The organism is Streptomyces sp. RGM 3693, from assembly GCF_050471125.1.
Lineage (GTDB): Bacteria > Actinomycetota > Actinomycetes > Streptomycetales > Streptomycetaceae > Streptomyces.
In genome coordinates, this window is record NZ_JBMPPQ010000001.1 from 2725948 (window position 1) to 2743779 (window position 17832).

Below are 17832 nucleotides of genomic sequence, written 5' to 3' on the forward strand. Positions count from 1 at the left end.
GTCGTCGGTACCACCCGATCGAGTACGCTTCCCTGACGCGCTGGCACAGCGCGTCAGGGAATGACCGATCGGTGCCGGGGGCACCGGGCAACGGCCCACGGGGGCCCTACACCAGCGGAGGAAGCAGCCTTGCACATCCAGGAATGGCTGGCGACGGTACCCGCCTTGAGCGTCTACCTCCTCGTGGGGCTGGTGATCGGGGTGGAGAGCCTGGGCATTCCGTTGCCCGGCGAGATCGTCCTCGTCAGCGCGTCGATCCTGGCCGCGACCCAAGACCACATCGACCCGTTCGTGCTGGGTGCCTGCGCCTCCGTCGGCGCGATCATCGGTGACTCCATCGGCTACGCGATCGGTCGCAAGGGCGGTAAGCCGCTGCTGACCTGGGCCGGCCGGAAGTTCCCCAAGCACTTCGGGCCCGACCATGTCGCCATGGCCGAGTCGAAGTTCGAAAAGTGGGGAATGTGGGCGGTCTTCTTCGGCCGCTTCATCGCGCTGCTGCGCATCTTCGCCGGCCCGCTCGCGGGTGTGCTGAAGATGCCGTACTGGAAGTTCCTGATTGCCAACGTCCTCGGCGGCGTCATCTGGGCCGGCGGTACGACCGCGCTGATCTACACCGTCGGTATCGTCGCCGAGCCCTGGCTCAAGCGCTTCCAGACGTGGGGCCTGGTCGCCGCGGTGCTGTTCGGCATCGGGTCGTTCCTGCTCATGAAGCACCGGGCCAAGAAGGCCGCGGCGGCGCGTGAGGCGGCGGAGGCCGTTCAGTCCCCGGTCGCCGCGACGACGGGCGACTGAGCCGGCAGTCGGCGAACGCACACCCGCGACGCCCCGGACGTCCTCACCAGGACGTCCGGGGCGTCGCGCGTTTCACGTCGTCCGTGGGGTGTCGTGGCAGCCGGACGTCAGGGCATCTGCCAGATGTCCGGTCCGCCGTCGCGCCATTCGATGATGCCGGTGTCGTCCCAGACGAAGCGCGCGGTGGAGAACCCGGCCCGGCGCAGGATCGCGGCCACGTCGCCGGGGCGCAGCGCCCGTCCCAGGTCCTGCCCATGGAGCGTGACGCGGCGCCCGCCGGTGGACGGCGGATGCACGATGACGGGGGCACGCTTCATGCCTCCAGCATGCGACGGCCCCGGCGCCCCCGCATTCCGACCGCAGTCGACGTGTCACGTACGGTGCCGGGCCCGGCGGCGGTTCCCCCGCTCCGGCGCTGCTCCGCCCCGCGCCCGGCCGGACGCCGTCCGCTCGGCCGGGCCCGCGCACACCCGGGCGGATCTCACGGGCCCGCGCGCAGGCGTGAGAAGAACGGTTGGCGGTCGGGGCCGGAGGCGCGGCGGCGCCACCAGCGCACCTCGCCGGCGCCGGGTACGCGTACGGGGGTGTCGGAGCGGACGCCGCGGCGCAGGCCGGCCAGCATCGTGCGGGCGCCGGTGACGAACAGCGGGTCGCCGATCAGCTTCTTCGCGACCAGGGCCTTGCGGCAGGCCCGGAGGGCGGTGGCCGGGTCGCCGTGGGCGCGTTCGATGAGCGCATGGGCGTAGAGGATCGTCGAGTGGAGCCAGAAGTCGCTGTCGGCGTGGCGGGACTCCCAGGCGCGGTGGGCCGCGGTCCGGGCCCGGACCGCGTCGAGCGGGGCGAGGGCGATGGCGAGCAGGGCCCGGCTGTGGGCGGGGCCGGGGCCGAACCACGGGTCGCGGGAGGTGTGCCGGACGGCCTCTTCCAGGCAGGCCACGGCGGCCGTGGTGTCCTCGCGGTACAGCGCCAGGACCGCGTGCGCATGGGCGATACGGGCCAGGCCGTCGGCGTCCGCGTGCATCACGGCCGCCGTCCATGCCTGGGTGAGGAGGGGTTCGGCGGTGGTGGGGGCGTTCTCCTGGGCCGCGAGGTAGCCGGCCAGCCACAGGGCGCGGGCCCGTAGCGCGGTGTCCTCCTGGGACAGTCGCAGCAGCCGGTCCAGGTGGGCGCGGCCTTCGTGGCGGAAGCCGCAGGCCGCCCACTGGAACCACAGTGAGACCGCGATCTCCAGGGCGCTCAGGGCGTCCTCGGCATCCAGTGGGGGGCGGGTCAGCGCCGCGTCGAGGTGGTGTTGCTCGTCCTCGACGAGGCGGACCGCGAGTTGCTGGCCGGTGCCCTGCCAGGTGATCTGCGCCTCCGCCGCGAGGGCCGCGCACGCCTGGCGGAACCGGCGCAGCGCCCCCACCTCGTCGCCCGTCTCGCGCAGCCGGACGCGTCCGAACTCCCGGGCGCCGCGCGGGAGCCGGTAGCGGGGCGGCAGTCCGGCCCCGGCGCCGGTGGCGCTCTCGGCGTCCCGTACGCAGGTGAGGACGGAGGCGGTGCGGAGGCGTTCCAGCGCTCCGTCGACGGCGGCTGCAGGAACGTCACTGCTGCTACAGACGCACCCCGCCAGCCAGGGGTCGAAATCCCCGGGGAGAACCGAGAGGCGGGCCCAGACCTGGCGATCGACAGGAGAACAGAGGGCGTAGCCGGCGGCGTGCGCGGCGTACAGCGAGGCGTGGCGGGTGGTGGGGGAGGGGCCGGAGTAGTGCAACGGGTCTTCCCCGTCCAGCCGGGCGGCGAGTTGGGCCAGCGTCATCCGGTCCAACTGCCGGGCGGCCAGGCCGATCGCGAGCGGGCACCCCTCCAGCGCCCGGCACACCGCGACCAGGAGTTCCGGGGCGGCGGGGCCGGTGCGCGCCGCCAGGAGTTCGACCGCCGGCCCGGCGATGCCCTCGCCGAGGGTCACCGGCAGTGGGGCGAGGGCGATCACGCGTTCCCCGGGCAGCCCCAGGGGCCGGCGGGCGGTCGCTACGATCCGCAGTGCCGGTTCGGTCCGCAGGAGCCGCCGGACCAGGGCCGCGCAGGCGTCGCGCAGCGGGTCGCAGTCGTCGAGGAGGAGGATCGCGCGGTGCGTGCGGCAGTGCGCGGCGAGGTCCTCGGCGGTGCTCCGCGGGGGGAGGCCGGCCGCGCGGAGGAGGGCGCCGGTCAGTTCGTCCGCGGTCAGCCCGTCCCAGCAGGCGATCCGGATGACGGTGTCCGGGCCGGTCGCGGTGCGCTCTTCGAGGACGGCGCGGGCCAGCAGGCTCTTGCCCACCCCGGCCGGTCCGGTGAGTGTGACCGGGGCGGTCCGGCCCAGCAGTCCGGCCACCTGCTCGTGTTCAACTGCCCGCCCCACTACGCCGGGCAGCGGCCCGTGATCGGCCCACGCGGTCATCGGTCATCCCCAAACACGGCACATCGCCGCGCACTTCCCTAGGAGCGAACCACGATGCCAGAACCGACCGCCGGGTAAACAGCGGACGGGGTTCACCGTTAGGGGGAAACGTGCGCGGTGCGCTTGACGCGGCGGTTCGTCTTGATGGTGAAACGGAACGGTAAACCCCAGGTCACGAAGGGCGGGGTCGGCGTCCGGCTGCTGACGGGCCGATCTTAGAGTGGTGCCTTTCGACCGGTTTCGCGATGGCACCGTGGTGCCCCGGCCGGCCCCAAGTGCCTGAGGAGATCGTCCCGATGAAGTCCCTGCGCGTCAGAGCTGCGGTGAGTGTGCTGGCCCTGGGGCTGCTGGCCGGATGCGGTGGGCCGGGGCAGGACGTCGTCGACGCGTCGAAGGTGCCGCGGCTGCGGGCCCACGCCGCGGACGCGCTGAACGGCCGGCCGCGGACGGTGCTGCCGCAGGGCCCCCGCTCGGTGTTCACCACCTACCGGCCGACCGGGGACGACGGAACCAAGGTGCTGCACACCAGGTGGCACGGGCGCGCGTCCGGTTACACCGGCGACGTCTGGGCCTGGGTGCCGCCGCAGTACAACCAGCCCCGGTACGCCCGGAGCGGCTTCCCGGTGCTGATCGCGTTGCCCGGTGCCTGGGGGTACCCGGCCAATTACTGGACGGATGCGCCGTTCGCGCTGGAAGAGCGGCTCGGGGAGTGGGCGAAGGAGGGCAAGACGCTGCCGTTCATCCTGGTGATGCCGGTCCTCAACCCCCGCAAGACGTATTACGACGGCAGCGACATCCCCGGTCAGCCCAAGATGGGGAGCTGGCTGACCAAGGACGTGCCGGAGTTCGCCCGGGCCAACTTCCGTACGTACGGGACGCGGGACGGCTGGGCCTATATGGGGTCCTCGTCGGGTGGGTTCGCGGCGCTGAAGGCGGTGCTCAAGGAGCCGCAGCGGTTCAAGGCGGCGATCGTCAACGGTCCGGACACGGCGCCGGACTCGCCGCTGTGGAAGGGGCACCCGGCCGAGAAGCTGGCCAACGACCCCCGGCACCTGGCGCGGCAGCTGGCCGCACGCGGCGGGCCGCAGGTCTACCTGGCCTTCGAGCTCGGCAGCAAGGAGGACGCGGTGCCCGACGTGAAGCGCTTCATCGGCGGTTACACCAACGGCGCCCGCGGACCGATCCACTCCACGCTCTTCGAAATACCGGACGGCGTGCACAGCGGACACACCTACATCAAGCGGATGGCCGAGTCGCTGCACTGGATCAGCGAGCAGATGCAGGGGCCGGTGGCGGCGCCGTCGGTCTGACGGCCCGTCGGCGGCGTGCCCGGGCGGCCGTGGCCGGTCGGTCGGTCTTCGGCCGACTGCCGCGTCCGCTGATTCCCAGCGGACCGCGGTCGGTTGACTGCGTCCGGGATCCGCGCGGGTGCGCTGCACCGCCTACCGCCTCCTGGGCACCCAGCGGCGGATGACCGTAAGGGGCCTGCGGTGCGCGGTGGTGAGATCACCTGCGTCCACGATGCTCCGCGCCGCTGATCTGCCGCGATTCGCGCTGCGTTGCGTTCGCTACGGTGCGGTTCCGGGTGCTAGCGGGCCGTCAGGAAGCGCCCCAACGGGTTGCGTGGTGGCGTCGTATCGGGAGCCAATGGCCCTAAAGGGGGCCTTTGTTGAATCTCCGTCAGGTGCCAGAACGTTACGGATCGCTGTTGGACTTCAGCCGATGGCGTGATGCTAAGATCATCGCACTTGCCAACCGGGTGGTCACCTGCTATGGCAAAAGGAAATTCCGCGCATTGACCTGAGAAAATCGCCACCCCGGGGAGAGCTATGCCGTTATCCGGGCCTTCAGAGGCTTTCTGGCAGGCGACTGTGCGCGGCCGTTCGTCTATTGTCTGGGGCCGCGCGTGAGTATCCACACGGCAGCCGGGCATTCGGCACCTGGTGGCTTCGTCATCCGAAGAGAGACCTATGACGCAATATCTCCAGGATCCAGCGCTGTGGGCATTGGTCGCTGGTACACCTGTCGCTGCTACCGCGATTATTCGTGGCCGGAAAAATATTTCGGAGCTAAGAAAAGAAAAAATTGAGCTGAAACAGCATTACGCGCAGCTGGAAGAGCACTACGCGGAGGCCGTGGAGGAGGCCAAGGACCGCGCCGAAGAAGCCACCAAGAATACCCTGAAGGCCGCCATGCGGACCCTCCAGGGACTGGCGAGCGAGCAGCAGCTGACGATCTCCAAGCTCCAGGAAGCGTACGGCGAGCATAAGATCCTCCAGGACCTGCTCGATATCGACCACATGAACTCGCAGTTCGCGCGACGGGCTCAGTCCATCGCGGTGCTCTGTGACGGTTGGCTCGGCCGGCGTCGTAATGACGCCTCGCTCTACGATGTGGTCCGCAGTGCAAAGGGACGCATTCGTCACTTCACTCGCGTCGAGATCCGTTCGCAGAGTAACTTCGCCATCGTGAGCCGCGCCGTCGAACCGGTAGCGCTGGTGCTGGCTGAATTGCTGGACAACGCCACCAGCTATTCCGCACCGGAAACGGTGATCGAGCTCAACATCCGCCCGGTGCCCAAGGGCGTGTGCATCGTCGTGGACGACGCCGGTGTCGGTATGAACGAGGAAGAGAAGGCGCGGGCCGGCCAGTTGCTTGCCGGCGGTAATACGGCGAGCGTTTCCAGCCTCGGCAACCCGCCGCAGTTCGGTTTCACCGTCATCGGTGTGCTCGCCGCCCGCTACGGCTTCACGGTCTCGGTCGACTCCACTTCGCCGTACGGCGGTGTGCGCGCGGTCGTCCTGCTCCCCGACGAGTTGCTCACGTCCCTGCACGAGCCCGAGGAGGGTCCTGCCGTGGCCGCATCCACCCCGTTGCCGCCCGAGAATCCTCCTGGTCAGCAGAGTGCCGCGGTCCAGGGGCGCCACCGCGCGCCGGCAGTTCCTCCCTTCGGCGGCCCGGACACCGAGGCCCCGGCGGTGAACGAGACGACCGCCGGCGGACTGCCGAAGCGGCGCCGCCGCGGGGCCATATCCATCGTGCCGCCGGCGACCGAGGGCACCCCCACTCCGGTCCGCGACAGCGCCCGGACCGCGTCCGCCATGGGCGCGTTCCAGCGCGGTACGCAGTCGGGCCGTCGGTCCACCCAAGCAAGCAGTGAAGGGCATGAGGTTCCGTGAACTACGATCTGTCGTGGATGCTTGACAGTGCTCTGGAATTGCCTGAAGCACAGCATGCCATTCTCGTCTCCGCCGACGGTCTCCTTATGGCCCGTTCCAGAGAAGTCGGCCGGGACCATGCCGATACCGTGGCCGCCGCGATGAGCGGTATGCAGTCGCTGAGCCGCACGGTTTCCGACTTCTGCAACAACAACGGTTCGGCCAGGCGCCCGCAGTGGCGGCAGACGCTAGTGGAATTCGACCACGGCTGGGTCTTCCTCATCTCAGCCGGTGAAGGTGCATATCTCGCGGTTTCGGCGTCGCCCGATGTCGACATGGCGGAGATCTCGTTCCGGATGCAACAACTGGTCGGCCAGCTCGGCAAGGCTCTGACCAGTCCTCCGCGTGAGAGGGCCGATATCCAACCATGACGACCGATGACGAGCCGGAGCTGGTACAGGAAGCAGCGGAATTAGTACGGCCGTACGTCATCACCAACGGCCGGGACCTCGTCGATGACAGCTCTTTCTCGCTGCTGACACTGGTCACCGTCGCTCAGGAACCGCCCCGGACCAAACCCCTCGACCCGGAGAAGCAGCGTCTGTTGGAGCTGTGTTCCGGGGGTTTTCTGTCGATCGCCGAGATAGCTGGGCACACCGGGCTGCCGGTGGGCGTCGTCAAAATTCTGGTGTTCGATCTCACGGAGGAGGGCCATCTCTATGTGCGCGCGCCCATCCCCAGCGCTCAGCTTGTCGAACGGCAAATCCTTGAGGAGGTGCTGAATGGGCTCCAGGCTCGCTTTGGATGACGGTGTGTACCTGCGGAATTCTGTGCAGACCGCGGCGAAGATCCTGGTCGTCGGGCACTTCGCCGTGGGCAAGACCACGTTCATCGGCACCATGTCGGAGATTCCGCCGTTGCGCACCGAAGAGGTGATGACGCAGGCCAGCGCGGGAATCGACGACCTGCGGGCGGTGCCGGGGAAGACCACGACGACGGTCGCCATGGACTTCGGGCGGTTGACGCTGAGCGAACAGCTGGTCCTGTATCTGTTCGGAACTCCCGGACAGCAGCGATTCGTTCAGGTGTGGGAGGACATGACGCGTGGGGCGCTCGGGGCGTTGATCCTGGTCGATCCGCAGCGTCTTCAGGAGTCCTTCCCTGTCATGGACCTGGTGGAGCACTACGGCATCCCGTACGCGATCGCCGTGAACCGCTTCGACGGGACGCCGGCGCATTCGCTCGACGAGATCCGGGAGGCGCTCGATCTCCTCCCCGAAACGCCGGTCATCAATTGCGATGCGCGTGACCAGAAGTCGTCGGCGGATTCTCTGATCACGCTGGTCCGCTATCTGCAGTCCCGCCTCAACTAGGAGTGCCTCCATGCAATCTCATCCGGAATTCCAGACTCCGCCGCCGGGTTGCCCGGCACATGCCGACGGCATGACGACTTCCCTGCACGGCCCGGAATTCGCCGCCGCGCCGCACGCGGTGTACGAGCAGCTGCGGCAGCACGGTCCGACCGCCCCGGTCGAACTCTCCCCCGGCGTCGAGGCGGAGCTCGTCACGGACTACGCGACGGCGCTGCAGATCCTGCAGAACCCCGACTCCTTCGCCCGCGACCCGCGGCGCTGGCGTGCACTCAACGAGGGCCGGGTGCCCCTGGACAGCCCCGTGCTGCCGATGTTGATGTACCGGCCGAACAGCATGTTCTCCGACGGGGCCGACCACCTGCGGCTGCGTCAGGCGGTGACGGACAGCCTCGCGCGGCTGGACATGCACCGGGTGGGACGGCATGTGGACCGGGTGGCCAAGTACCTGATCGAGCAGTTCAGCGGGCACGGGAAGGCCGACCTGGTCGCCGACTACGCCCGCTGGCTGCCGCTGCTGGTCTTCAACGACCTGTTCGGCTGCCCGGCCGAGATCGGTGACCGGCTGGTGTTCGGCTTCTCCGGCATCTTCGACGGCATCGACGCGGAGAAGGCCAACGAGACCCTGACGGAGTCGCTGCTGGAACTGGTCGCCCTCAAGCGTGCCAACCCGGCCGAAGACGTCACCTCGTGGCTGATGCAGCATCCCTCCCAGCTCTCCGACGAGGAGATGATCCACCAGCTGGTGATGCTGATAGGCGCCGGCGCGGAGCCGATGCAGAACCTCATCTCCAGCGCGCTGCGGCTGATGCTGTGCGACGAGCGGTACGCGGGCGGTCAGCACTCGGCCGGTCTGCCGGTCGACGACGCCATCCACGACGTGCTGTGGAACAGCCCGCCGATCGCCAACTACGCGACGCACTACCCGGTCCAGGACGTGGAGGTGTCCGGCAGCAGGCTCCCGGCCGGGAGTCCCGTCCTCATCAGCTTCGCGTCGGCCAACACCGATCCCGGTCTCTCGGTCGGGCGGCAGACGCTGAGCAAGCGGGCGCACCTGGCCTGGGGCGCCGGCCCGCACGCCTGCCCGGCGAAGGACCCGGCACTGCTGATCTCGGTGCTGGCCATCGAGAAGCTGCTGAACGCGCTGCCCGACATCGAACTCGGCGTGCCCGAGGAGAGTTTGACCTGGCGGCCGGGTCCCTTCCACCGGGCCCTCAACTCGTTGCCGGCGCGCTTCACGCCGGTGCGGGCCGAGCGTCGTTCCGCCGGGCCGATGCCGGCTCCGGTGGGTGCCGGTGCGATTGCCGCACAGGAGCAGGCTTCCGGTAAATCTCGAAAGAGTAGCTGGTGGAGCGGGTTTCTGTCGTGGTGGAAGGTGTGACGTTCGCAACGAAGTCGATCATGAGTGCGTCGTATGAATGTTCAATGGCAAGGGTAGGTAGGGGTGTCGCGTCTTACATGATCTTCTGAAAGGGAGTTGTCGTGGAGCCCGCCCTGGCCTCTCGGTCCGTTGACCGGCGTGCGGTGGTTTCGCTCTTCTCGCGTTTGCGGAAGGGGAGCGGACAAGCGAATCCCTTGCCCATTTACTCCGAACTCAGGGCAATGGGAGATGTCGTTCCGGCCCCCTGGGGCGGGTACCTGATCAACTCCTACGGTTTGTGTGACCGCATCCTCCGGGACCGGACGTGGCGGGTCCCCGACAGTGCCTGGCGGGCACGTCAGGGTGGCGGTACCCGTTGGGGTGCGCCGTCTTCGACCGAAATGGGCCGGACTCTGCCGGCGCTCAATCCGCCGCATCACACCCGGGTGCGGCGGTCGTTGGGCAATTTGTTCGACCGGAAATGCGTAGCCGGTATCACGAGTGCCGTCGAGACGCATACCGAGCGCCTTCTCGACCGGCTCGCCGAGGAACTGCGGGGCGGTGCCGCGGATTTCAGTTCACTGGTGAGCGAGGAACTCCCGATGTGTTCCATCGGGGAGTGGCTCCAATTGCCCGTGGCGGACCACGGATTGCTCCGGTCGCTGGCCCACGACCAGGTATTCACCCAGGAATTGCTGCCCTCCGCGAGTCAACTCGCACTCTCCGATGCCGCCACCATGCAATTGGAGTCCTATTTCCGGGAGTTGGTGCAGGAACGCCGTAGGTCCCCGGGCGACGACCCGGTCTCGAACTGGCTGCGTACCTGGGACGAACTCGAACGCGACCGGGAGGCGGCCGACGAGGCGGTGTACCTGCTGGCGCTCCTGGTGTTCCTGGCCGCCCCGGAGACCACGGCGACCCTGCTGTCCAGCATGGTGTGGCTCCTCCTGGAGCACCCGCGGCAGCTCGGATGGCTCCGCGCGCACCAGGAGCACATACCCGATGCCATCGAGGAAGTCCTGCGCTACGACTCGCCGAACCACATCATCAGCCGGGTCGCCCCCGAGGACTGCACGATCGGCGACGTGCGCATCGAGCAGGACCGGATGGTGCACCTGATGGTGGGCGCCGCCAATCACGACCCCGCGCACTTCGCCGATCCGGAGATCTTCGACATCCGCCGCAAGGCGAGCCACCTCAGCTTCAGCGGCGGCATCCACTATTGCCTCGGTGCGCCCCTGGCCCGCCTGGAGGCCAGCACGCTGCTGACCGCGCTGCTCCGTCGGATGCCCGGACTGCGGGTCAGTGCCCCGCCGGTCTATGCACCGCGGGTGGGGTTCCGGCGGATCACGGAGCTACAGGTAGTTGAATCCTGACAAATCGTCGGACCGTAGTAGGCATGTGGGAAGCAGAGGAAGACAGCGCATCGTGATGGAAGACTTCAAGACCCTCCGGATAAGAACCGAGGGGCCGGTCGCGCACGTGGAATTGCACAGTCCGGAGACCGGGAACGCGGTTTCCGGACTCCTCCTGGACGAACTCCTCGCCGTACTGGGCGCCTTGCACGACGACCCCCGCGTCCGCGTCATGGTGCTCTCCGGCGCAGGTGACGACTTCTGTCTGGGCGGCGACCGCCGGGAGTTCGGCGAACTCCTCGCCGCCGACCCGGACGGTGCGGACCTCCGGAGCCTGGCGGGCAAGGCGCGCCGGGTCTGCGACGCCCTGGCCACCGCCCCCACCGTCACCATCGCCCGACTGCACGGCGGGGTCATCGGGGCGGGGCTGGCGCTCGCGCTCTTCTGTGACCTGCGGGCCGGTGCCGACAACTGCCGCTTCCGGATGCCGGAGCTCGCGCTCGGCCTGCCGCCGGCCTGGGGCGGTTCCCTGCCGCGGCTGCTGCACGAAGCCGGCGCCGCCAAGGTCCGTGAACTCATGCTCACCGGCGCCAACTTCGGCGCCGAGAAGGCCGCGGACCTGTCCATCCTGCACACCGTCGTCCCCGAGGACGAGCTGGACGCCGCCGTCACGCGCTGGACCAAGCCGCTGGTCCGCCGGTCGCCCACGGCGCTGCGCACCGCCAAGCTCATGATGAACGCCTACGGGAACGCCAACCGCCTCGCGGATGCCACGCTCTTCGACGCGGAGCTGCTCTCCTCCGCGCTGAGCGCCGCCCACCAGGCCCGACGGGGCTGAGCCCCGTCCGCACGGGGGACGCAGACCCGTCGGTGCGGCCCTGACCAGGCCGCACCGACGTCGCATCCGGGGCCGTCAGCCCGCGGACTCCCCGGCATCCGCACCGCCGGTGGCGACCGGGACCGCCGCGCGGTGCAGGGCCGCCAGCTCCAGGTAGTTCGCCGCGTTCAGCCTGATGGACTCCCGTTCCTCCGCGGTCAGTTCGCGCTTGACCTTGGCCGGAACCCCGGCGACCAGCGAGCCCGGCGGCACCCGCATCCCCTGCGGGACCAGAGCCTGGGCCGCGATCAGCGAACCCGCGCCGATGTGCGCGCCGTTCAGCACCGTGGCGCCCATGCCGACCAGGACGTCGTCCTCGACGGTGCAGCCGTGCAGCACGGCGTTGTGGCCGACCGAGACCCGCGCGCCGACGGTCACCGGGAAGCCCGGATCCACATGCACCGTGCAGTTGTCCTGGATGTTGCTGTCGGCCCCCAGGACGATGGGGCCGCTGTCGGCGCGCAGCACGGTGTGGTACCAGACGCTCGTACCGGCGGCCAGGGTGACGTCGCCGACGACGACGGAGGTGGGCGCGGTGTACGCCCCGGGGTCGATGTTCGGCGCCTGGCCGCCCACCGCCACGATCACTGACCGTTCTGTCATCTGCGCATCTCCTCGCCGGTTGAGTGCCGCGCCACCAGCACCGTAGACGACGCGGGCGCGAGGTGGCCGGGGCGGCCGCGGGTGGGGTGAAGATCACAGGCCGAGGCGCGGTCGGTGCCCGGGCCCGCTGAGTACGGTGTGCGGGTGCCGATAAACCAGAACGTGTTCTCGTCCCTGACGGCCTGGCGGCGCCGGGCGGTGTCCCGCGCCGTCCACCGCGGGGCGCGCTGGGTGCGGGAGACCGCGGCCGTCACAGCCGAGCGCCCCGGCCCGTACCGCTTCCGCCGGATCGGCACCGGCACCCGGCTGGCGTTCCCCCAGGGCACGGTCTTCGGCGATCCCTGGATCGAGCTGGGCGCGCACTGCATCATCGGCCAGGACGTCACGCTCACCGCGGGCATGATGCCGGACCTCGACCTGGGCCCCGACCCGATCCTGACGTTGGGCAACGGTGTGGTGCTGGGGCGCGGCAGCCATGTGATCGCGGACGTACGCCTGACGATCGGCGACGACTGCTTCTTCGGCCCCGGCGTGTACGTCACCACCACCAACCACAGTTACGACGACCCCGAGACGCCGGTCGGCAAGCAGTGGCCGCGCACCGAACCGGTCGCCATCGGGCCGGGCGGCTGGATCGGCACCGGGGCGGTCATCCTCCCCGGCGCACGGCTGGGGCGGAACGTGGTGGTCGCGGCCGGCGCGGTGGTCCGCGGCGAGGTCCCCGACCACGCGGTGGTGGCCGGGGCACCCGCCAGGATCGTCCGCCGCTGGGAACCGGGCGAGGGCTGGCAGCCGCCGCTGCGGACACCGGCACCGGTCCCGATCCCAGAGGGCGTCACACCGGAGCAGCTGCTGGCGCTGGGGGAGTGGGAGACGGCGGAGGGGTAGGGCCCGTCCGTTGGATCAGGGTCGGACCGCGCGCAGCCGGTGGGGACGGCGATGCCGGTGATCATTCCGGCGGGCCGCTGGGCCTGCTGCGCCTGCTAATTTGGCGGTATGCCCGTGCCGATGGATGCCTTCGACGAAGTCCGGCCCGCCGCCGAGTGCCTGGACCTCCTGCCCGCCCCCGTGGCCGCCGCGCTGCGTGGCTGGCGCGGCTCCGTCCCCGTGGAGGAGTTCCGGTACGTCGACACGGACCCGGCCATCGCGGACACCGAACTCCTCGTCGCCCACTACGGCGACTGGCTGCTGGAGCAGTCGGCGAACTGCGTGGTGGTGGCCGGCAAGCGCGGCGGCGAGGTCACGCTGGCCGCCTGCGTCGTCCTCTCCACCACCCGCGTCGACGTCAACGGCGTGGTCCGCCGCCATCTGGGCGCCCGCAAGGCATCGTTCGCCCCGATGGACACCGCCGTCGGCGACAGCGGTATGGAGTACGGCGGGATCACCCCGATCGGCCTGCCCGCGGCCTGGCCGCTGCTGGTGGACGCCGCGGTCGCCGACGCCCCCTACGCGCTGGTCGGCAGCGGCAGCCGCCGGGGCAAGCTCATCGTGCCCGGCAAGGCGCTGGCCGAACTTCCGGGCGCCACGGTCCTGGAGGGGCTGGGCGTCGCCTGACCGGGCACTCGGCCACCGGGCACCCGGCCACCGGGCCGGGCCTTGAGGGCCGCGGTCAGCCGACCTCGGCGCTCGGTCGTCGACGCAGGTCCAGGGAGAGCGGCGTGCTGTGCTCGGTGAAGCCGAGGCTGCGGTAGAGCGGTACCGCGGCGTCCGTGGCGTGCAGATCGACCCGGCCTATGCCCTGCTGCGCGAACCGCCCGAGCAGGGCCTCGGTGGTCGCCCGGGCATAGCCCCGGCCCCGGTACCGGGGATCCGTACAGACGTTGAAGACGAAGCCCATCCGACCGGTCGGGTTCACCGGGGACGGCAGCCGCTCGTCGATCCAGCCGAGCGCACCCGCCGCAAGATGCGGCGCGCCCGCCCCGGCCGCGGCCTCGTCCGCCTCCCCGTCCACCACGAAACCGATCAGGTGGGGGTCCGGTCCGGCCAGCTCTCGACGTGTGATCTCCTCCGCGTTCCGCTCCCAACTGCCGGGATCGGCACGGCCGTTCATGGCCAGGAACATCAGCCGGCGCAGCCGGACCAGCTCGGCGGCGTCCTCGGGACGGGCGGCACGTGGCGTGATCATGCCAGCACGCTAGCGCACCTCAGATGACGGCCCGGCGGTAGATCTGCCGGGCACCGCCTTCCGGACCCGGATCCGTGGCCTCGGCCGGGGCGAAGCCGAGACGCTCGTAGAAGACGCGTGCACCGCTGGCAACGGCGCCCGGGTGGTCGGCCCCGAACGTGACCACCTCGATGCTGCCCGGTCCCCGCACGAACCTCCGTAGCGCGTCCGCCACCAGCGCGCGACCCACGCCCGTCCCGCGTGCCTCCGCCGAGACGACGAGCCAGTGGACGTGGTAGGTCGGGGGCTCCGCACCGAACAACAGGCCGCCGACGAGCGCCGATTCCGCGGAGACAGCGACCAGCGCCGTGGACCGGCGGAGGTGCCCGTCCAGGGCGCGATGGAATCCGGGCTCCGCGACCATGGCGCCGAACCAGTGCTCGACCTGGGCTGCCAGGCCGAGCAGACCGGGGACGTCCGGCTCCTGCGCGGGTCGGATGATCACCCGGGCATTCTTGCAGCCTCAGGTCAGCCGAGCCGGGGGATTTCGATGGCCGGGCAGCGGTCCATGACCATGTCGAGGCCGGCGGTGCGGGTGCGGTGGTAGGCGTCGTCGTCGGTGACACCGAGTTGGAACCAGACCGCCTTGGCGCCGATGGTGACGGCCTCGTCGGCGACGGCTCCGGCGAGGTCGCTGCGCACGAAGACGTCGACGACGTCTACCGTGAACGGGACGGCCGCCAGGGACGGGTAGCCCACTTCGCCGTGCACGGCCTCGGCCTTGGGGTGCACGGGGATGATCCGCTTGCCGTAGCTCTGCAGCACCTCGGCGACGCGGTAGGCGGCGCGCTGGCGGTTGGCCGAGAGCCCTACGACGGCCCAGGTGTCGCCGAGCTCGGTGAGGATCCTGCGGATGGTTGCCTGGTCGCCGTGCACGGGGGCTCCTGTCGTTCGTGGTTCCGCTACGGCACAACGGGCGATCGGCCCGCCTGATTCCCGTGATTGCTCTGAATCCCCGGAATCCCCTGAATTCCCTGAACCCTCTGGAGCCGTTGGGCTTTCTGGAGCGGCGTCGGTCAGACGGACTCGAAGGTGCGGGCGGACGGCGACGTCCGGTCGCCTTCGGCCTGGCGGGGCACGGTGGGCGTGGGGGGTGTGGTGGGGCGGGCGTGTCTGCGGCGCGGTGTGACGTGCTGACGGACGTCGTCGATGCCGCGTCGCATGCGGGTGCGGAGCCAGCTGCCGAGGGGGCGTTCGACGAGGCGGTGGACGAGCCAGGCGGCCACCAGCATGAGCGCGGTGACGGAGGCGACCAGGACCGGGGCGAGGGCGGCGGCCGCGGTCCATATGCCGCACAGGAGCAGGCAGTTGCGGTAGGTGACGCCGAACAGCATGACCACGACCACGATCAGGTAGAACTTCAGCTCCACGAAGAGCGTCCAGTACACCGGGTCCACGTTGGGCGTGTTGTTGCCGGCCTGGAGCATGGTCAAGTTGGTGATCACCGTGTCCCAGCCGTGCAGGGAGGTGACCTCCGGCCACCTCTTCACCACCACGGCGGTGAGCAGGATGCTGGCCCAGTAGGCGGGGAACAGCCGGGAGACGCGGGCGACCGCGAACTGGCCCACCGTGCGGCCCCACACGCTCATACAGATGACGAAGCCGCTGATCAGGAAGAAGACCTCGACGCCCAACCATCCGTACTGGGCCGCCTTGTGGGCCGTCGGGAAGATGGTGCCGGTGGCGTGGCCCCACGGTACGGCGAGGGCGACGTAGTGGTAGAAGACCACCATCAAGGCGGCGGCTCATCGCAGGCCGTCGAGTGCGGCCAGTCGGTTCCCCGAGCGTTTCTCAGCCATTGCGCAAACCCCCTGGAGCTCCCCCTGGCGGGAGCAAACTCTGCCTGGTGAGGCGGACAGACCGTAGGCAGAGTTCTACGAGGTTTCGATTACGGGCAGGTCACGGGTAGGCGGGGGGCGTGTGGAGGCCACCCACAGTGACGACGACGCCGGGCACAGCAAGACGCCCCGCCCGAAGGGGAAGACGGGCGGGGCGGGTTCAGGGGGCGGGCGGTCAGCCGGTGCGGCGGCCCAGTCCGGCGCCGACGACGCGGCTGCCCGCCGCGGAGCGGGCCGGTTTGCCGATCGCCGGGCCACCGCCCACCGGTTCGGGCGCCCCGGCGCCGGTGCCCGGTCGCAGCGCCGTGCCGGTGGCCGGCTCCCGGGTGCGCTGTTTGGCGCCGGTGCCGCCCGCTGCGGCCAGTGCCGCACGCAGCTGCTCGGACTCCACGACCATGCTCACCGGCCCGGACGGGTTGAGGTAGAGGGCGTGCCCCGGTGGCAGCTGCTCGACCAGTTCGGCCGCCGGCCGCCGGTCGTAGAGCAGCCGGCCCGCCGATTCCAGCTGGGCGGCAGAGGTGTAGACGGGGACCACCGGGGCGCCCTCGGGGGAGGCCGCGGCCAGCGGTGCGCCGGCGGCGGTGACCAGGACGGACACCTCCGCCTGCGCCAGCTCCTCGCAGACCGCCCGGTCCGGGCCGTAGCCGGTGGCGGACAGTTGGACCGCGCGGTCCACCGGGTCGGTCGGGTCCGCCCAGTCCAACATCTGCGGTGACGGGCGGTACTCCGGGTTGTCCCGCCACTCGGCGATCTCGCCGTCCGGGCCCGACCGCCACTGCCCGATCACCGCCCACAGCGGGGGCGCGCCCTCGCCCGCCCAGGTCAGGTCCACCATGGCCAGCCAGTGGTCCGGTGCCTCGCGGGCCGCCTCGACGACCTCCGCGGGAGGCACCGGCATCTCCTCGCCGGTCACCGGAACGCCGGCTGTCATCGCCGCCTGTGTGCTGTCGTCCATCAAGCCCTCCGCCGAGCCGCCGTTCCGGTCCCGCGGGGCCACCGGGCCGTCCTGCGGCCGCGGGGTCCCGCTGGGGCCACAGTGCCCACGGGGGCGGCGGACGTCTCCCCGACGCACCGTGCGGACGGCCCGGGTACGCCGCCCGGCGGTGCGGACTGCGCCGTACGGCGGACACCGCAGCGCGGCGCGGGGCGTCGGGTGCCGCGATCGGCCCGGTCGGACCGGCCCGTAGGCTGGTCGGATGCAGGAGCAGTACCGGACGCTGGCCCGCGAGGGTGTCCACGAGATCGAGATCAACAAGTCCCGCTTCCTCTGTGCGCTCGCGCCGGTCGCGACGGAGGAGGAGGCCCAGGACTTCATCGCGCGCATCCGCAAGGAGCACCCGACCGCCCGGCACCACTGCTTCGCCTACGTCCTCGGGGCCGACGGCGGCATCCAGAAGGCCAGCGACGACGGCGAACCGGGCGGCACGGCCGGGGTACCGATGTTGCAGATGCTGGTGCGGCGCGAGATGCGCTACGTGGTCGCCGTCGTCACGCGGTACTTCGGCGGCATCAAGCTCGGGGCGGGCGGCCTGATCCGCGCCTACGGGGGTGTGGTCGGCGAGGCGCTGGACGTGCTGGGCACGGTCGTCCGGCAGCGGTTCCGGCTGGTGACGGTCACCGTGGACCACCAGCGCGCGGGCCGGCTGGAGAACGACCTGCGCACCACGGGGCGGGCGGTGCGCGAGGTGACCTACGGGGCCGAGGTCAGCATCGAGGTGGGGCTGCCGGAGGCCGACCTGGAAGGGTTCCGTGCCTGGCTTGCGGACACCACGGCCGGTACGGCCCGGCTGGAGCTCGGCGGGGAGGCGTACGGGGAGGTGTAGGCGGCGACCGCCGGCCGTCTCGGGGCGGGCGTGAGTTCGGTCCCGACCGGTGCGCGGTGGTGCCGGACGTGTCAGC

Annotated in this window: 20 protein-coding genes; 12 read left to right on the top strand and 8 right to left on the bottom strand. The window is 70.5% G+C overall.

What is annotated here, in order from left to right; translation table 11 throughout:
- Positions 1–129 precede the first annotated feature (129 nt).
- Positions 130–792 (top strand): DedA family protein, encoded by a 663-nt coding sequence (locus ACO0M4_RS11685; protein ID WP_430369805.1) that lies wholly within the window; start codon positions 130–132, stop codon positions 790–792.
- 107 nt (positions 793–899) lie between these two features.
- On the opposite strand, the gene ACO0M4_RS11690 is transcribed toward ACO0M4_RS11685, so the two are convergent.
- Both ACO0M4_RS11690 and ACO0M4_RS11695 read right to left on the bottom strand, forming a co-directional pair.
- The gene (locus tag ACO0M4_RS11690; RefSeq protein ID WP_430369806.1) at positions 900–1109 is read right to left on the bottom strand and encodes a hypothetical protein; all 210 of its coding nucleotides are present in this window, start codon (positions 1107–1109) and stop codon (positions 900–902) included.
- 164 nt (positions 1110–1273) lie between these two features.
- Positions 1274–3208, bottom strand: coding sequence for an ATP-binding protein (locus tag ACO0M4_RS11695; RefSeq protein WP_430369807.1), 1935 nt, complete (start codon positions 3206–3208; stop codon positions 1274–1276).
- 296 nt (positions 3209–3504) lie between these two features.
- Between ACO0M4_RS11695 and ACO0M4_RS11700 the strand changes: the two genes are divergently transcribed.
- The 8 genes from ACO0M4_RS11700 to ACO0M4_RS11735 all read left to right on the top strand — a co-directional run bounded on the left by ACO0M4_RS11700 (position 3505) and on the right by ACO0M4_RS11735 (position 11289).
- Complete coding sequence (locus ACO0M4_RS11700; protein WP_430369808.1) at positions 3505–4518, top strand: alpha/beta hydrolase; 1014 nt, start codon at positions 3505–3507, stop codon at positions 4516–4518.
- Between the two features lie 660 nt (positions 4519–5178).
- Positions 5179–6387, top strand: coding sequence for an ATP-binding protein (locus tag ACO0M4_RS11705; RefSeq protein ID WP_430369809.1), 1209 nt, complete (start codon positions 5179–5181; stop codon positions 6385–6387).
- Entirely contained in the window at positions 6384–6797 is a 414-nt protein-coding gene (locus ACO0M4_RS11710; protein ID WP_430369810.1) for a roadblock/LC7 domain-containing protein, read from the top strand. The genes ACO0M4_RS11705 and ACO0M4_RS11710 overlap by 4 nt, the downstream gene beginning before the upstream one ends.
- A complete protein-coding gene (locus tag ACO0M4_RS11715; protein ID WP_390022075.1) occupies positions 6794–7174 on the top strand; it encodes a DUF742 domain-containing protein in 381 nt (126 codons plus the stop codon). The genes ACO0M4_RS11710 and ACO0M4_RS11715 overlap by 4 nt, the downstream gene beginning before the upstream one ends.
- A complete protein-coding gene (locus ACO0M4_RS11720; RefSeq protein WP_430369811.1) occupies positions 7149–7739 on the top strand; it encodes a GTP-binding protein in 591 nt (196 codons plus the stop codon). The genes ACO0M4_RS11715 and ACO0M4_RS11720 overlap by 26 nt, the downstream gene beginning before the upstream one ends.
- 10 nt (positions 7740–7749) lie before the next feature.
- A complete protein-coding gene (locus tag ACO0M4_RS11725; protein WP_430369812.1) occupies positions 7750–9117 on the top strand; it encodes a cytochrome P450 in 1368 nt (455 codons plus the stop codon).
- Between the two features lie 563 nt (positions 9118–9680).
- On the top strand, positions 9681–10472 hold the full coding sequence (locus ACO0M4_RS11730) for a cytochrome P450 (RefSeq protein WP_430369813.1): 792 nt from the start codon (positions 9681–9683) through the stop codon (positions 10470–10472).
- 52 nt (positions 10473–10524) lie between these two features.
- Positions 10525–11289, top strand: coding sequence for an enoyl-CoA hydratase/isomerase family protein (locus tag ACO0M4_RS11735; RefSeq protein ID WP_430369814.1), 765 nt, complete (start codon positions 10525–10527; stop codon positions 11287–11289).
- Positions 11290–11364: 75 nt separating this feature from the next.
- On the opposite strand, the gene ACO0M4_RS11740 is transcribed toward ACO0M4_RS11735, so the two are convergent.
- Complete coding sequence (locus ACO0M4_RS11740; RefSeq protein ID WP_430369815.1) at positions 11365–11931, bottom strand: gamma carbonic anhydrase family protein; 567 nt, start codon at positions 11929–11931, stop codon at positions 11365–11367.
- A 144-nt stretch (positions 11932–12075) separates the two neighbouring features.
- On the opposite strand from ACO0M4_RS11740, the gene ACO0M4_RS11745 reads away from it, so the two are divergent.
- Together ACO0M4_RS11745 and ACO0M4_RS11750 are read left to right on the top strand one after the other, a co-directional pair.
- On the top strand, positions 12076–12819 hold the full coding sequence (locus ACO0M4_RS11745) for an acyltransferase (RefSeq protein WP_430369816.1): 744 nt from the start codon (positions 12076–12078) through the stop codon (positions 12817–12819).
- A 108-nt stretch (positions 12820–12927) separates the two neighbouring features.
- The gene (locus ACO0M4_RS11750) at positions 12928–13485 is read left to right on the top strand and encodes a YbaK/EbsC family protein (RefSeq protein ID WP_430369817.1); all 558 of its coding nucleotides are present in this window, start codon (positions 12928–12930) and stop codon (positions 13483–13485) included.
- A gap of 55 nt (positions 13486–13540) precedes the next feature.
- Here ACO0M4_RS11750 and ACO0M4_RS11755 read toward each other — a convergent pair whose 3' ends face one another.
- The 5 genes from ACO0M4_RS11755 to ACO0M4_RS11775 form a co-directional block, all read right to left on the bottom strand.
- Positions 13541–14056, bottom strand: coding sequence for a GNAT family N-acetyltransferase (locus ACO0M4_RS11755; protein ID WP_430369818.1), 516 nt, complete (start codon positions 14054–14056; stop codon positions 13541–13543).
- A 19-nt stretch (positions 14057–14075) separates the two neighbouring features.
- The gene (locus tag ACO0M4_RS11760) at positions 14076–14540 is read right to left on the bottom strand and encodes a GNAT family N-acetyltransferase (RefSeq protein WP_430369819.1); all 465 of its coding nucleotides are present in this window, start codon (positions 14538–14540) and stop codon (positions 14076–14078) included.
- Positions 14541–14563: 23 nt separating this feature from the next.
- A complete protein-coding gene (locus ACO0M4_RS11765; protein WP_430369820.1) occupies positions 14564–14971 on the bottom strand; it encodes a CoA-binding protein in 408 nt (135 codons plus the stop codon).
- A gap of 140 nt (positions 14972–15111) precedes the next feature.
- Entirely contained in the window at positions 15112–15828 is a 717-nt protein-coding gene (locus ACO0M4_RS11770; protein ID WP_430369821.1) for an acyltransferase family protein, read from the bottom strand.
- A gap of 280 nt (positions 15829–16108) precedes the next feature.
- Positions 16109–16888: a type VII secretion system-associated protein gene (locus ACO0M4_RS11775; RefSeq protein ID WP_430369822.1), complete on the bottom strand. Its 780-nt coding sequence runs from the start codon at positions 16886–16888 to the stop codon at positions 16109–16111.
- Positions 16889–17129: 241 nt separating this feature from the next.
- On the opposite strand from ACO0M4_RS11775, the gene ACO0M4_RS11780 reads away from it, so the two are divergent.
- The gene (locus ACO0M4_RS11780; RefSeq protein WP_430369823.1) at positions 17130–17756 is read left to right on the top strand and encodes a YigZ family protein; all 627 of its coding nucleotides are present in this window, start codon (positions 17130–17132) and stop codon (positions 17754–17756) included.
- Positions 17757–17832: the final 76 nt, after the last annotated feature.